At 38.5% G+C, this 14,749-nt stretch carries 12 protein-coding genes, 5 tRNA genes and 1 pseudogene; 3 read left to right on the forward strand and 15 right to left on the reverse strand.

Annotation, left to right across the window (positions count from 1 at the left end; genetic code table 11):
* Window positions 1–97: 97 nt before the first annotated feature.
* A complete protein-coding gene (locus D8836_RS05455; RefSeq protein ID WP_004235331.1) occupies window positions 98–634 on the forward strand; it encodes a TetR/AcrR family transcriptional regulator in 537 nt (178 codons plus the stop codon).
* Window positions 635–771: 137 nt separating this feature from the next.
* Here D8836_RS05455 and D8836_RS05460 read toward each other — a convergent pair whose 3' ends face one another.
* From D8836_RS05460 to D8836_RS05510, 10 genes and pseudogenes are all read right to left on the reverse strand, one after another.
* On the reverse strand, window positions 772–2,292 hold the full coding sequence (locus D8836_RS05460; protein WP_125393379.1) for an ABC transporter permease/substrate-binding protein: 1,521 nt from the start codon (window positions 2,290–2,292) through the stop codon (window positions 772–774).
* A complete protein-coding gene (locus tag D8836_RS05465; protein ID WP_125393380.1) occupies window positions 2,285–3,013 on the reverse strand; it encodes an ATP-binding cassette domain-containing protein in 729 nt (242 codons plus the stop codon). The genes D8836_RS05460 and D8836_RS05465 overlap by 8 nt, the downstream gene beginning before the upstream one ends.
* Before the next feature lie 14 nt (window positions 3,014–3,027).
* Window positions 3,028–3,219: pseudogene (locus tag D8836_RS05470) on the reverse strand (nuclear transport factor 2 family protein); the annotation flags it as partial.
* Between the two features lie 34 nt (window positions 3,220–3,253).
* Window positions 3,254–3,697: a MarR family winged helix-turn-helix transcriptional regulator gene (locus tag D8836_RS05475; RefSeq protein ID WP_125393382.1), complete on the reverse strand. Its 444-nt coding sequence runs from the start codon at window positions 3,695–3,697 to the stop codon at window positions 3,254–3,256.
* A gap of 144 nt (window positions 3,698–3,841) precedes the next feature.
* Window positions 3,842–5,035 (reverse strand): O-antigen ligase family protein, encoded by a 1,194-nt coding sequence (locus D8836_RS05480; protein ID WP_004258845.1) that lies wholly within the window; start codon window positions 5,033–5,035, stop codon window positions 3,842–3,844.
* A gap of 137 nt (window positions 5,036–5,172) precedes the next feature.
* Entirely contained in the window at window positions 5,173–6,615 is a 1,443-nt protein-coding gene (gene gtfA, locus D8836_RS05485; protein ID WP_049499330.1) for a sucrose phosphorylase, read from the reverse strand.
* 319 nt (window positions 6,616–6,934) lie between these two features.
* On the reverse strand, window positions 6,935–7,768 hold the full coding sequence (locus D8836_RS05495) for a carbohydrate ABC transporter permease (RefSeq protein WP_000711264.1): 834 nt from the start codon (window positions 7,766–7,768) through the stop codon (window positions 6,935–6,937).
* Between the two features lie 16 nt (window positions 7,769–7,784).
* Window positions 7,785–8,657 carry a carbohydrate ABC transporter permease gene (locus D8836_RS05500; RefSeq protein WP_001007686.1) on the reverse strand — a complete coding sequence of 291 codons (873 nt, stop codon included), beginning with the start codon at window positions 8,655–8,657 and terminating at the stop codon, window positions 7,785–7,787.
* An 18-nt stretch (window positions 8,658–8,675) separates the two neighbouring features.
* Window positions 8,676–9,926 carry an extracellular solute-binding protein gene (locus D8836_RS05505; RefSeq protein WP_125393383.1) on the reverse strand — a complete coding sequence of 417 codons (1,251 nt, stop codon included), beginning with the start codon at window positions 9,924–9,926 and terminating at the stop codon, window positions 8,676–8,678.
* A gap of 34 nt (window positions 9,927–9,960) precedes the next feature.
* The gene (locus tag D8836_RS05510) at window positions 9,961–12,123 is read right to left on the reverse strand and encodes an alpha-galactosidase (protein WP_125393384.1); all 2,163 of its coding nucleotides are present in this window, start codon (window positions 12,121–12,123) and stop codon (window positions 9,961–9,963) included.
* A 107-nt stretch (window positions 12,124–12,230) separates the two neighbouring features.
* Here D8836_RS05510 and D8836_RS05515 point away from each other — a divergent pair, with 107 nt between their 5' ends.
* Both D8836_RS05515 and birA read left to right on the forward strand, forming a co-directional pair.
* Complete coding sequence (locus D8836_RS05515) at window positions 12,231–13,091, forward strand: AraC family transcriptional regulator (protein ID WP_125393385.1); 861 nt, start codon at window positions 12,231–12,233, stop codon at window positions 13,089–13,091.
* Complete coding sequence (gene birA / locus D8836_RS05520) at window positions 13,088–14,023, forward strand: bifunctional biotin--[acetyl-CoA-carboxylase] ligase/biotin operon repressor BirA (protein WP_125393386.1); 936 nt, start codon at window positions 13,088–13,090, stop codon at window positions 14,021–14,023. The genes D8836_RS05515 and birA overlap by 4 nt, the downstream gene beginning before the upstream one ends.
* A gap of 187 nt (window positions 14,024–14,210) precedes the next feature.
* On the opposite strand, the gene D8836_RS05525 is transcribed toward birA, so the two are convergent.
* The 5 genes from D8836_RS05525 to D8836_RS05545 form a co-directional block, all read right to left on the reverse strand.
* A tRNA-Ser gene (locus D8836_RS05525) sits at window positions 14,211–14,298 on the reverse strand.
* 6 nt (window positions 14,299–14,304) lie between these two features.
* Window positions 14,305–14,378: transfer RNA gene (locus D8836_RS05530), tRNA-Ile, on the reverse strand.
* Between the two features lie 34 nt (window positions 14,379–14,412).
* Window positions 14,413–14,483, reverse strand: a tRNA-Gly gene (locus D8836_RS05535).
* Window positions 14,484–14,503: 20 nt separating this feature from the next.
* A tRNA-Phe gene (locus D8836_RS05540) sits at window positions 14,504–14,576 on the reverse strand.
* Between the two features lie 3 nt (window positions 14,577–14,579).
* Window positions 14,580–14,653: transfer RNA gene (locus D8836_RS05545), tRNA-Met, on the reverse strand.
* Between the last annotated feature and the right edge of the window lie 96 nt (window positions 14,654–14,749).

A 14,749-nucleotide genomic window follows, 5' to 3' on the forward strand; every position in this document is an offset into this window, starting at 1 on the left:
ACTTCTTTCATTTGTATTATCTAATAAAATTCAAAGAAAGGATAGAAGCAAACTGTCAGCCATGTTCAGTTCTGAACAGTTTGTCTCAAGTGTCTACATGCCAAAAAGAGACCGTCGAGTCAGCAAGACGAAAAAAGCCATCTATCAAGCTTTTTTACAACTTTTGAACGACAAAGGCTATGATGCCACTACTGTTCAGGATATCATTGACCTAGCAGATGTTGGGCGTTCTACTTTTTACTGTCACTATGAAAGCAAGGAACTCCTTTTAGATGAGCTCTGTCGCTACCTCTTTCATCATCTCTTTGAAAGGGAAGGACACTTTACTACCGAGGACTACCTCGCACATATCTTTTTACATTTTCAGAAAAACCAGGACCATGTTACCAGTCTGCTATTTTCCAAAAATGACTACTTCCTCCGTCAACTCCATAAAGAGCTAGAACACCATGTCTATCCCATGTTGGCTGATGAGTTAAAAGAAGCCCACACTAATCTGCCTACTTCTTACCTCCAACACTTGGTCGTGTCCAACTTTATCGAGACATTGACCTGGTGGCTCAAAAAAGGACAAGACTTTACATACCAGGAAGTTGTCCAGTTTTATCTAGACCTTCTCATTCCTAAAAATTGAATACAGAGTAGAGCTCAGTTGCCTTATTTCTAGGCTACTGAGTTTTCATCTTTTCAACAATCAAAAAAGCCCAGACAACATTGTCTGAGCAGTTTTCTATATGGTCGTTTAACAAAGTTGAGTTTGACATTTTCAAACTATTTCTTCAACAAACCTTGTTCTTGTAGAAACTCCTTGGCTACTTGTTCTGCTGACTTGCCTTCAACACCGACTTGGTAGTTGAGCTGGCTCATCTGGCTTTCTGTAATCTTACCAGCCAATTTATTGAGAACTGTTTCCAACTCTGGATGTTTCTTGAGAAGACCTTCTTTCATTAGTGGAGCCCCTTGATAAGGTGGGAAGAGTTGTTTGTCATCTTCCAATACCTGTAAATCATAACGTGCCAACTCTGCATCGGTTGAATAGGCATCCGTAATTTGAATATCGCCTGACTGAATTGCCTGATAGCGAAGAGCTGGTTCCATAGTCGCTACATTGAGATTGAGACCGTACATTGATTGCAAGCCCTTATTTCCATCTTCACGGTCATTAAACTCAAGTGTAAAGCCTGCCTTCAACTGCCCTTCCACTTTTTTCAAGTCCGAAATGGTCTTCAAGCCATATTCTTGAGCAATCTTTTTCGGAACAGCTACAGCATAGGTATTTTGATAAGACATGGGTTTGAGATAGGCTAGATGATCCTGTTTGGCAATACCATCACGCGCCACCTGATAAACCTGCTCTGGCTCATGACTCACCTTGGGTGATGGTTGCAGCAAACTTTCAGTCACCGTACCAGTAAATTCAGGATAAATGTCAATATCGCCTTTTTTCAGAGCTTCATAAAGAAAGCTTGTTTTCCCAAAATTCGGTTTAACAGTCGCAGTCATACTGGTATTTTCTTCAATAAGGAGTTTATACATATTGGCCAAAATTTCTGGTTCTGGACCCAATTTCCCAGCAATAACCAAGTTTTCTTTCTCTTTTTGAGCCAAGAGAGCTGGGCTATAAGACAGACCGAGCAATATGGTCACCAAGGCAAAACCAGAAAAAATCGTCCGCAATTTTGCTTTTTCCATCACTTTTAGTAGGAAGTTAAAGGCAATGGCAAGCACTGCAGAAGAAAGGGCCCCGATCAAAATCAGACTGGCATTATTACGGTCAATTCCCAAAAGGATAAAAGAACCCAGCCCCCCTGCCCCAATCAAGGCAGCCAAGGTTGCCGTACCGATAATTAAGACAGCTGCCGTCCGAATCCCAGACATGATAACAGGCATGGCAAGCGGAATTTCAAACTTCTTGAGTCGCTCCCACCTAGTCATCCCAAAGGCAATCCCAGCCTCTTGCAGACTCGGATCAATTCCCTTGAGTCCAGTGATGGTATTTTGTAAAATCGGAAAAATCGCATAGATCACTAGAGCTGTCAAAGCTGGCAAGGTTCCAATTCCCATCAAGGGGATAAAGAGCCCCAACAAGGCCAGTGACGGGATAGTCTGGAAAATCCCTGCAATCTGCAAGACCCAGTCGGCCAATTTCTCATGATAGCGAAGATAAACAGCCAAGGGAATCGCGATAAAAATAGCTAGTAACAAGGTTAAAAGTGACAACTGCAAATGTTGAGATAGAGCTGTCAACCAATCACTAAAACGATCCTGAAAAGTTGCAATTAAATTAGTCATGAACACTACCTCCAAACAAGTCTGCTACAAAGTCTGTTGCAGGCGCTTTTAAAATTGTCTCGGGATTCGCTACCTGGCGAATTTCTCCATCCTGCAAGACAGCAATACGGTCCGCCAATTTCAGAGCTTCATCCGTATCATGGGTTACAAAAATCGTTGTCATCCCAAATTCTTTATGCAATTCTTTCGTCAGAATCTGCAACTGTTTTCTCGAAATAGCATCCAAGGCTGAAAAAGGTTCATCCATGAGGAGAATCTTAGGCTGACCAATCATAGCACGAACAATACCGACCCGTTGCTGTTCTCCACCAGATAATTCACTAGGAAGTCGATGTCCATACTCAGCCACTGGTAAACCAACCTTAGCCAAAAGCTCTTCTGTTTTCTGAGCAATTTCTTCCTTAGTCCAGCACTTCATTTCAGGAATCAGGGCAATATTTTCCGCGACCGTTAGATTAGGAAATAGGGCAATAGCCTGTAAAACATAACCAGTAGAAAGACGAAGATCCCGCTCGTCATAGTCTTTGATGCGCTTGCCATCCATATAAATATTTCCATCAGTCGGTTCCAAGAGACGGTTAATCATCTTAATCATGGTCGTCTTACCGGACCCAGATGGCCCAACTAAAACCATAAACTCGCCATTCTCAATCCGTAAATTAACATCTCTCAAGACATCTTTTTCTGTGTAACGTAAAGCTACATTTTTGTATTCAATCATTCTGTATCCTCAATTTAAAACTTCCCTCGATTGGTCAGGTCTTCTACCTTAGGCATGACTTCCTTATTATCCCAATTCTCCACAATTTTTCCATTTTCTAGACGGAAAATATCGTACTGGGAATAGGCAACTCCACCAATCTGAGTCTGACCATAGCTAACCACATAGTTTCCTTGTCCTAAGAGTTGGAAAACAAAGTCAAAAGTGGCCTTTACTTATAAACAGCTAATTTGCTCCATTTTAAACCTCATTTTCATCCTCTTTCAGATTAGCCAAAATTCTTTCTTGAAAGGCTTCAAACTGACGAATTTCTTCCTCTGAAAATCCTTTGTAAAAGATCGTATCCAATTTCTGACTGACACGATGCCCCACTTCTTTCTGAGACTGCCCCAACTCTGTTAAAACCAAATACTTCTTACGCTTATCTTCTCCACATGGACTAATAGTTACAAGATTTTGTTCCTCTAGGTTTTTTATCATCGTCGTCAGAGTATTATTAGCAAGTCCAGTCGCAAGCGCAATGTCTGTCGCAGTTGCACAGCCAGTTTCACTATTCCATAAAACCGCTAAAATCTTGCCCTGTTCACTCCGATAAAGAGCTTCAGGGTCTTGGCTCAGTAACTTTTGAAAAATCCGCCCATTCAACAAACGAATATGATGGGCTACCAAATGACTATCTTTCATAACACCTCCAATTTATTTCGATATCGAAAAGAATAAAACAATTGTAACACTCATCGTTCTAACTGTCAACTATTTCGATTTGGAAATAATTTTTCCCAGTAAAAAAATCTCCTACCCAAGATAGAAGATTTTAATCTTATAAACTTAATCCGTCATGTCCGATACCAACGTTCGATGCTCCAACGGAATACTGCACATAACTAGTAAGAAAATGAAACCTGACTGAATCCAGAAGAGGGCCAAGTCAAAAATTCCATGTACAGCAACCACTGTAAGGAAAGACAGATAAAGACCGATAATCGGACGTTTCCCCGACTCCTGACTCATATCCATCATCAATCGAACAGGAGCAACAGAAGACAAAACTAATAAAATAGTCCCCACAATTCCGTAACTCAGAATCGTATCGATATATAGACTGTGAGCATGTTCATGATAAGGAGCATTTATCCTAGGATAAGAGTGCATGTAGGTCAATGGCCCCTCACCCCAAAAAGGATTTTGCTTAAACAAGGCCATCCCAGCATCCCAGATAGAAATGCGCTCTTCCATAGAAGAATCCAAAGTCCCCATCCGAACTCCCAAATCACTAGAAAAGAGGAAACTCAAGCCAATCGCGAAGACCCCAATACTAAGCCAAAAGGCCTTCCAGTTTTTAATGGTCGTAAAGAGATAGATAATGGCTCCAGCGATAATAGCAGGAAAGGCAGTTCGATTTTGAGTAAAGTTCAAACCAAAGAGATTCACAAAGCCTGCAATCACACAGAATACTTTCAACCAATTCAACTTGGTCGTTGTAAACAGATAGAAGGCAATCATGATACAGAAACAACAAATAATTCCATAATAATTAGGATTAAAGAAGGTCACTTCTGCTCTATTCTGATGCCAGACCTGCATATTGGGTGAAAGAAAAGCATAGTTGAATTTCTTCACAATTTGGAAATGCTCTAAACTCGCAAAAGCAGCTGACAATACACTACCAAATAAGACGAGCTGCAAAATCAAGCGAAAGAATTTATGTGATAAAATCGACTGATAGTGCAAAAAGAAAATAGTAAAAAGAAAAATTCCTACCGAAGCCACAACTCCCATCCAATTTTGTGCAAAAACGGATATAACAGTACTATAGCCAAGAAAAAGAAGCAGCATCGGATGCTCCCCCATTTTCTGAAGAATACTTTTCATATCCCCTGTAAAAATTAAACTGATAATATATAAACAGAATACAACTACAAAAAGATAAAAGGGTAAAAAGATACTCAGGATAATTCCCAATAAAATCAGCTCTTTACTAGACAACCCTTTCAGCTTTTCAATAAAGCCTATTGATTTCAAAATGAATCCTTTCTCTCCAAATCAATTGATTCAGATAATAGTAAGCTACCCTATATTGTACCACTTTTTTAGCAATTTGAAAACAAAGGAAACGTTTTCTAAAATAAAAACCCTATTTTATCAACCATATCAAGGCTTCAAAATGTTACTTCAATTCCGTTCTCAATTACCCGATAAGTCTGATTTTGCAAATCAATTTCTGCTACTGCTGTTACGGACTTATCTTTATTTTGACGTTTGATTACAATGCTGTGGGCTGTTGGTGTTTTAACGTCAATAGTTCCTTCTAAATCAAATGCTTCTGAACGATTACGGAAAGAAAATAGATTGAGAAGGGCCTTCACTACAGGACGTTGGACTTCTTCTGCTATTTCCTCATTGCTATAGTAATGACGATTAATATTTCGACCTTCTTTGGTTTCTTCTAATAATTCCAGGTCATTCTTTCCTGCTAGTAGACCCACATAGTAGACTTGGGGAATACCTGGGGCAAAAGCTTGAATCAGACGGGCAAGGAAATACTTGACATCATCATCTCCAAGCGCAGAATAGTAGGTTGAATTGATTTGGTAGATATCTAGATTGTTATACTCTGCACTGGAGTACTTACGTTTGACATTCGCTCCAACCTTATAGAGCTCATTTGAAGCATAGTCAATTTCTTCATCGGTCAGGATATCCTTGACATCCACCACTCCAATCCCATCATGGGTATCTAGTGTCGTAAATTGCTTCATCGGGCTCATCTTTAACCACTTGGCTAAGCGCTCTGTTCTGGAACTGTAAAGAGTATAAAGTGTCACCATTGGAAGAGCAAAATCATAAACATAGTAATCATGGTCTGCTATTTTAAACTGAATCGAATAATGTTCATGAATCTCAGGTAAGAGCTCTGTCCCATACTCAGCAGCGATATCTCGAACTTTGTCCAATAAATCCCAAATATCTGGTTCTACAAAGAAATCATTAGTATCCAATTTCTTCACTGCATAAGCAAAGGCGTCTAGACGAATCAAATCACACCCATTACTTGCCAAGTGCTGAATGGTCTTACGGATAAATTCCATAGTTACTTCTTTGGTCACATCAAGATCAATCTGCTCCTCACCAAAGGTATTCCACAAATGTTCGACTGACCCATCTTCAAAAACAATCTCTTGCTTTGGTGCACGATCCTTACGCTTGTAAATTAAATCTACATCAGACTGTGTCGGACGGTTTTCTGGCCAAAACTTATCCCAGTTTAAAAAGAGATCTTTAAATTCACTGGCTTCATGTTTTTCTTGATAGTCCTTATAATACTTAGATTGACGAGAAATATGATTAATCATAAAGTCAAACATAAGATAATATTTCTCACCTAAACGCTTAACATCCTCCCAATCACCAAAAGCTGAATCCACTTCGTCGTAGTCAACTGGCGCAAATCCACGATCACCTGTTGATGGGAAAAATGGTAGAAGGTGAACTCCCCCAATAGCATCTCCAAAATACTCTTCCAAATTCTCATATAAGTCTTTAAGATTATTTCCCAGACTATCTGAATAGGTAATCAACATGGTTTTATTCTGAATTGGCATCATTACTCTCCTTTTTCTAATTGAAGCCAAGTCTTATATGACTTGGCTTCGTAAATCAAGTTCATGTTATACTCTTCGAAAATCTCTTCAAATCACGTCAGCTTTATCTGCAACCTCAAAGCTGTGCTTTGAGCAACCTGCGGCTAGCTTCCTAGTTTGCTCTTTGATTTTCATTGAGTATTAAATCTCTGTTTATCATCAAACTCGTACTAATATAGACTGTGATAAACTAAGTACTACTTTCTTGTTTTCTACATAGAATTATCAACAAGCTGAACCCTTCCTCTGTGTCAAAGACTATAGATTCTATGAGTTCTTCTTACTTCACTGCTCCGTTGCTCATGCCTGAAATAATATGTTTTTGGAAGATGAGGTAGACGACAGTAATTGTTACAATTCCTACAATATAGGATGCAAAACTTGGCCCATAGTCATTAAAATACTGACCTTGGTAGTTGTACTGGAAGAGAGGCAAAGTCCACAGCTTGGAATCCTTATTCAAAATTAACAATGGCAACATAAAGTCATTCCAGAACCATAATGCATTGATAATCAAGGTTGTAGCATGCATGGGCTTCAGCATTGGAAAAATAATCCGACGGTAAGTTGTAAATCGATCAGCCCCATCAATTTCTGCAGCTTCATCTAAACTATCTGGTACACTGATTTTAATATAACCAACATACAAGAAGAGGGTCTGTGGAATTGCATAAGTTAGATAGAGTAGTACCAACCCCCACATATTTGCTAGGCCGAGTTTGCTCATCATAACTGTGATAGGAATCATAATCACCTGAAATGGAACAAATATTCCTAAAATCAAGAGCGAATACATAATTGCAAAGGCTTTTTTCTTGGACATATTTCGAGCAATGGAATAGGCTGCAGCTGGTATAAAGAAGGCTACTACAATCAATGATAACACCGTAATAACAGCTGAATTCCAGAAATAGCCTCCAATCCCATCCGAAACCAATCGTTCATAATTGCTTAATGTAAAAGGATTTGGCAAACCAAAGAAATGATTCATGATATCCTTGGTTGTCTTGAAGGAACTAAAAACCGTTACCAACAAAGGAACAAGTATAAGAATACCACCTACTATCAAGAGGACATACTTCCAAAACTGATTCAATTTTTCTTCTTTTTTCATGTGTAAGACTCCCCTATTAGATTTCAAATTTCTTTGATAGTTTGATTTGGATCAGAGAAACAATTCCAATAATTAAGAATAAAATCAAGGCAATTGCATTCGCATATCCATATTGATTACTCTTGAAGGCATAGTTATAGACTAAAAGACCAAGAGACGTTGTAGCATTATTTGGGCCACCACTCGTCAAGGCAAAAATTTGGTCAAAGGCAGTCAAACCAGACTTAAGAGCTAGGATAAAAACCATAGAAATCGTTGGCAACAAATATGGTAATTCAATTTTCCAAAAAGTTTGTTTGCTTGTTGCACCATCAATTGATGCCGCCTCCAAAATATCAGATGGAATACTCTGAAGACCAGCAAGAAAGAGAATAATTGGCATTGCTACTCCTTGCCATAGAAGAACAAAAATGGTTGCTACTACCGCACCGATCGGTGTTCCTAATAGACTTTCTTGTAAAAAACTAATCCCTAAAATTTTTCCAATCGTTGGAAGACCATAGTTAAAGAATTGTTTAAAAATCAAGGAAACTGTCAAACCAGACAAAACCGCTGGGAAAAAGAACCATGCTCTAAAGAAGGTCTGCCCTTTCATCTTAGAATTTAAGGCTCGAGCGACAACCATCCCAATTGTAATCTCTCCAATAATCAATGCCAGGGTTAAAATCAAAGTAAAAGCAATGGCTGTGAAGAATTTCCCATCAATCATCAGCAATTTGTAGTTATTCAAACCAACAAATTTATAATTATAGGTCAATCCAGTCCAGTTAGTCAAACTATAGAAAGCACCTTGTACCATCGGAAAGTAAAAGAAGATAGCTTGTAATGCAAGCGGGATGAGCAAAAAGGTCCAACCCCAGTATTTATTTAAAAATTTTCGAATAGCCATATCATCTTAACTCCTATTCTAGTCCAAATCTGCCTTCATTGGATTAAAGAAAGCATTGAGATTGTTTGCCATATTTTTTAGATTTTTATCCATCAAGTAACCTGCACTTAGATTGAAAAAATCTTCTTCAGAATTCCAGTGTTGGCCCAACCAAACATAATGTTTATCCGTAAATGCTAGTTTAGAAATCTCTGCAAGTGCTGAATCTTCTTTTTCCTGTACACCTTTCACCGCAACTGGTGATCCATCCACATCATAATATGCTTGCATAGCTTTTGAACTAGTCATATAGCTGATAAATTCTTCGGTTTCTTTAGGATGTTTGGTAGTAGCTGAAGTTGATAATGCCATGTCCCCTGCACCAACAGTGACCTCTTTTCCTACTTCGTCTCCTGGGAAGGCAAACATCCCCACATCAAATTTTGAATCCTGTTGATTAATTGCCGCTAATGCCCATGATCCTTGTGGCATCATCAAGGCTTTTTCATTCGAGAATGCTACCACCGCATCATTATAAGAGGCACCACGCCATCCATCTTGAGCATTATCCGCCAACAAATCTAGTCGTTCTGCATCTGCTTTTAAAATAGCATCATCTGCAGAGATAGCGTTTGGTTTTGAAAAGCGAAGGTAATTATTAGCCGAGTCTCCACTTCCAGTAATAGTAATGAGAGAAAGTTGGTGATAACCGTTTAATGTCCATCCTTCATTGCCTGCAACTGCAAACGGAGAATTCCCACTATCTTTTATCTTTTTAACAATCTCTTGAAACTCTTTAAAAGTCTTCGGTTCCTCAAGTCCTAATTCTTTAAACTTTGTTTTATTGTAATAGATTCCATAAAGGTTAGCAGTTAAAGGAACACTATAAATCTTATTATTGATTGCATACTTTTCTGCATAGTCATTCTTAATGTTCTCAAGATAAGATTTCCCTGTCATATCTGTAAAGTAACCTGCTTTTGCCCACTCCTGAAAATCCATATTTTGAGGATAGATATTAACAATATCTGGAACATCTCCTGATAAAATCCGAGTCTTCAGAACAATTCCAGCTGCCGGAACAGTCGTCAGTTTTACATCAATAGTAGGATGATCCTTTTCAAAATTATCTACAATTTTTTGCAAAGTATCCGCCATTTCGGTCTTCTGGTTAAAAAATTCAATCGTTACCTTTCCATCAGTCGATTGATTATTCTGACCACAAGCTGCTAGGCCTAGTAAACTAACCCCAGCTACTAAAAGAAAACCTGCTTTCTTATACCATTTCATTGGAAAGCCTCCTTTATAAAATTATACACCTTTATTATAGTCTTCTAAAAATATACTGTTTACTCAAAAAATCTCCCTGGGATAAGATAACAGTTAAACCTGCATACATGAGTTCTGCACCTGAGTAAACTACTCCATTTTCCTGTAATTCATACAGTCCCTCTTCAACCAAATCTTTTAACTTTAAAGTTGTTTCCATGGTCTCTACAACAGATAAAACGCGAACATAGGTTACAATCGTTTGATTTCCGTAGTTAAATTGTACAGCTGCTTCATTGGATGCAGACTCGGGATTGATTAACCTATACTGTTGTCCTAACTGAACTACTGGTCGTAATTCTTTATACAAGTTCACCTGATTAGCAATCTCAGCTTTCTCTTCATCTGATAAACTTGTCAAATCAAGCTCATATCCCAAATTTCCCATCATTGCTACATGTCCACGTGTTTCTAATGGTGTCGTTCGCCCCATCTGATGATTCGGTACTGCTGACACATGAGCCCCCATAGAAATGGTTGGATAGAGATGAGATGATCCGTATTGAATTGGTAAACGTGCAATAGCATCAGTATTATCACTAGCCCAGACTTGTGGGAAATAACGCATCATACCAAGATCATTTCGTCCACCACCACCAGAGCAGGACTCAAAGAGAATATGGCTGTGCTTCTCTGTCAGATAAGAAACGAGTTCGTAAAGCCCCAGCATGTACTGATGAGATTGCATCTGTGTCTCTAGATAGTTAGATCCATTCCCTAGCTTAGTAATATTACGATTCATATCCCATTTGATGTAGTCAATCTCATGATAAGATAGGAGTTGATCTAAGACATTTTTCAAGTATTCTACTACCTGAGTATTGGCAAGATTAAGTACTAATTGATTCCGAGAATAGGTATGATCATATCCTGGAACCTGAATAGCCCAGTCAGGATGTTTACGATACAAATCACTATCTACAGAAATCATCTCAGGTTCTAACCAAAGTCCAAACTGTAAACCTCTTTCGTGGATATCTGAAATCAGACTTTCTAGACTTCCACCCAGTTTTTCCTCATTCACACTCCAGTCACCTAAAGCACGATTATCATCAAAGCGATTGCCAAACCAACCATCATCTAATACAAAAAGTTCAATGCCAACTTTCTTAGCTTCATCTGCTAACTCTAACAGTTTTTGTCTCTGAAAGTCAAAGTAAGTAGCTTCCCAGTTATTAATTAGAATTGGGCGTTCTTTTTTAGAAAAGTTACTTGGCATAATGTGCTTCAGTACAAAATTCTGACTTTCATGACTAACACCAGTTAATCCCTTATCTGAATAGGTCACTATAGCTACCGGTGTTTCAAAGTATTCCTCAGGGTCTAACTTCCAAGAAAAGTTTTCCGGATTAATCCCAATAGCCAGCCGAACTTCATTCAATTGATTCTTTTGAACAAAAGCTTCAAAGTTTCCACTATACATTAGTTGAATAGCAAACACATTTCCAGCATCCTCTGTGACTCCTTGATCACATAGTAGAAGAGCTGGTGTTTGAGCATGACCAGAAGCTCCACGGTTCGAACTAATCGAAAAGATTCCTTGTTCTACCTGTTGACGTCTGACAGTCTTTTCACGAGCATAAGCACCCTGCATAGTTACGATTTCGTAAGCTGCAGTAGGGAAATCAGCCATAAAAGAAAAATCTTTATGGATGACAACTTCCTGATTACTATTATTCTCCAATATACTGTAGCTAGCAATTGTCGTATCATTATCAAAAGCAGTATAATACAAAGTCAGACTAAGTTGAGCCTTAGAATCTTCTAACATTAAGACAAGAGTCTCTGTATCGTCCATGCTATGTGGAGAAGGTAAGCCCTGTGGACCATTCTGACCTTTTAAAATCTTTGCTTCTACAAATCGAAAGTCTGTTACTTCAGTTACACTATGCTGAATCTGTATAGTTGGTTTTCTAAAATCTCCTAAGCCATGTTGTCCAAAAATTTGACGTTGCGTATCTAAACTAAAGGTTCGATTAGTAGCTATTGGATTTCCTGAAAAGGCATGGTCTCGTTCATAAACACTATTGGAACCTTTATAGTTCTTAATAGGCTTTCCTAAATGTTTCAAAAGTAAGTACCCATCACGATTTTCAATAATCAAACTTAGATTTTTACTTTCAACATAAAATAGATTATTCTCTATCCTAATTCCCATTTACTTCACCTCATCACTTTACTGATTATATTTTATCACCCGAAAACGCTTTCCAAAATAGAAAAATGTCTCAAGAATATGGTAAAATGTTAGGTAGGAGGTAGCACATGCTAGTTTTTTCAGAATACCAGACTGGAACAATTGACCTTTCCCTAAGCTTTTATGGATATGAGGAATGCACACCTAAATACTCTTTTGGTCCAGCAATTCGAGATACATACGTTCTGCATTACATTACCAAAGGACAAGGAACATTTCATTACAAGGGTAAAATTGTTGATTTAAAAGAGGGAGATTTCTTTCTATTAAAACCAGAGGAACTAACCTTTTATCAAGCAGATAGTAAAGAACCTTGGGCCTACTACTGGTTAGGAATCACTGGAGGGAAAGCTCCTGACTATTTTGCTCTTTCTCAAATTTCTGATCAATCCTATCTCATCCAATCTGAAACTTGTCATACCCAGACCACTGCAAAACTCATCTCAGACATTGTCCGCTTCGCTCAGATTACCAAATCAAATGAATTAGCTCAACTCCATATCATGGGACAACTCCATGAACTGATGTTTCATCTGGGAACTATTGCTCCCAATCAGAAGAAAAAGAATATTTCATCAACCTACCAACTCTATCTTGAATGCAAACGATTAATTGATAGCCACTATCCTCAATCACTTACAATTCAAGATTTAGCAAAAGAACTATCCGTTCACAGAAGCTACTTATCAAGCGTATTCAAAGAATTTAACACCTTATCTCCAAAAGAATACTTACTATACGTTCGAATGTATCGAGCTAAACAACTCCTCGAAAATACCCAAGAGTCAATCAAGGTAATTGCATACTCGGTAGGCTTTTCAGATCCACTACATTTTTCTAAAGCTTATAAACAATACTTTAATCAGACTCCAAGTCAAACAAGAAAAGAATATTCTCAACACCAACTAGTGAGAAAGGAAACACTATGAAATCTTACCAAGCCGTCTACCAAATTCTAGTTAAAGAAACCGACTATGTCAGCGGAGAAAAAATCGCAGAAGAACTATCTCTAAGCCGAACATCAATTTGGAAAGCCATCAAGCGTTTAGAACAAGAAGGCATTGAAATTGATAGTATCAAAAACAAAGGCTATAAACTGGTGAATGGAGACCTTATTCTTCCAGAACTTCTAGAACAAAATCTTCCAATTAAAATCAGTTTTAAACCCGAAACAAGATCAACACAACTCGATGCAAAAGAAGCAATTGATTTAGGAAATGAAGCAAATACCCTCTATCTAGCTTCCTATCAAACAGCTGGCCGAGGCCGTTTTCAACGCTCCTTCTACTCCCCACAAGGTGGCATTTATATGACACTCCATCTCAAACCAAATCTTCCCTATGACAAATTACCGTCCTACACACTACTTGTAGCTGGAGCTGTCTACAAAGCCATTAAGAACCTAACTTTAATAGATGTCGACATAAAATGGGTCAATGATATCTACCTAAACAATCATAAAATTGGAGGAATCCTTACTGAGGCAATGACCTCTGTAGAAACTGGCTTAGTCACAGATATCATTATTGGAGTAGGAATCAACTTCACAATCAATGATTTTCCACAAGAATTAAAAGAAAAAGCTGCTAGTTTATTTAAAGTACCAGCACCTATAACAAGAAATGAATTAATCATAGAGATCTGGCGTGCTTTCTTCGAAACACCTGCAGAAGAGCTATTATACCTATACAAAAAACAGTCCTTCGTTCTAGGAAAAGAAGTGACTTTCACACTGGATCAAAAAGACTACAAAGGACTTGCTAAAGATATCTCTGAAAATGGTAAACTTTTAGTTCAATGTGATAACGGAAAAGAAATCTGGCTCAATAGCGGAGAAATTTCACTCAAGAGTTGGAAGTAATAATAAACTAGCACAACCATAAAATCAACAATATATACAAATTTTAGTATTTCTTCAGCCCACTACAGTTGACAAAGAGCGCAAAAAAACTTCAGATAAGTAATCCAATTAAGTTTTACAAATCTGAAGTTTTTATTCTACTATTCTTAAAAATACAAAAAAAAAGAGTTATAAACTCTCAATAAAACGGAGAATAAGGGATTCGAACCCTTGCGCCAGTTACCCGACCTAACGATTTAGCAAACCGTCCTCTTCAGCCTCTTGAGTAATTCTCCTATTAATGGGCACGAGTGGACTCGAACCACCGACCTCACGCTTATCAGGCGTGCGCTCTAACCACCTGAGCTACGCGCCCAAGTTAAAAACTTGGTAATTTGAACAAAGTTCAAAGCGGGTGACGAGAATCGAACTCGCGACAACAGCTTGGAAGGCTGTAGTTTTACCACTAAACTACACCCGCATACATACTATAAGTAAAAATGGCGCGAGACGGAATCGAACCGCCGACACATGGAGCTTCAATCCATTGCTCTACCAACTGAGCTACCGAGCCTTATTGCGGGAGCAGGATTTGAACCTACGACCTTCGGGTTATGAGCCCGACGAGCTACCGAGCTGCTCCATCCCGCGTTAATACAAAAGGAGGATGTGGGATTCGAACCCACGCACGCTTTTACACGCCTGACGGTTTTCAAGACCGTTCCCTTCAGCCGGACTTGGGTAATC

This window comes from Streptococcus mitis (assembly GCF_003942995.1).
GTDB classification, from domain to species: Bacteria; Bacillota; Bacilli; order Lactobacillales; family Streptococcaceae; genus Streptococcus; species Streptococcus mitis_CV.

Bases quoted from the DNA above. Each gene is read 5' to 3' on its own strand.
- D8836_RS05455 (WP_004235331.1), top strand. From the start codon at position 98: ATGCCAAAAAGAGACCGTCGAGTCAGCAAGACGAAAAAAGCCATCTAT.
- D8836_RS05460 (WP_125393379.1), bottom strand. From the start codon at position 2,292: ATGACTAATTTAATTGCAACTTTTCAGGATCGTTTTAGTGATTGGTTG.
- D8836_RS05465 (WP_125393380.1), bottom strand. From the start codon at position 3,013: ATGATTGAATACAAAAATGTAGCTTTACGTTACACAGAAAAAGATGTC.
- D8836_RS05475 (WP_125393382.1), bottom strand. From the start codon at position 3,697: ATGAAAGATAGTCATTTGGTAGCCCATCATATTCGTTTGTTGAATGGG.
- gtfA (WP_049499330.1), bottom strand. From the start codon at position 6,615: ATGCCAATTCAGAATAAAACCATGTTGATTACCTATTCAGATAGTCTG.
- D8836_RS05495 (WP_000711264.1), bottom strand. From the start codon at position 7,768: ATGAAAAAAGAAGAAAAATTGAATCAGTTTTGGAAGTATGTCCTCTTG.
- D8836_RS05500 (WP_001007686.1), bottom strand. From the start codon at position 8,657: ATGGCTATTCGAAAATTTTTAAATAAATACTGGGGTTGGACCTTTTTG.
- D8836_RS05505 (WP_125393383.1), bottom strand. From the start codon at position 9,926: ATGAAATGGTATAAGAAAGCAGGTTTTCTTTTAGTAGCTGGGGTTAGT.
- D8836_RS05510 (WP_125393384.1), bottom strand. From the start codon at position 12,123: ATGGGAATTAGGATAGAGAATAATCTATTTTATGTTGAAAGTAAAAAT.
- D8836_RS05515 (WP_125393385.1), top strand. From the start codon at position 12,231: ATGCTAGTTTTTTCAGAATACCAGACTGGAACAATTGACCTTTCCCTA.
- birA (WP_125393386.1), top strand. From the start codon at position 13,088: ATGAAATCTTACCAAGCCGTCTACCAAATTCTAGTTAAAGAAACCGAC.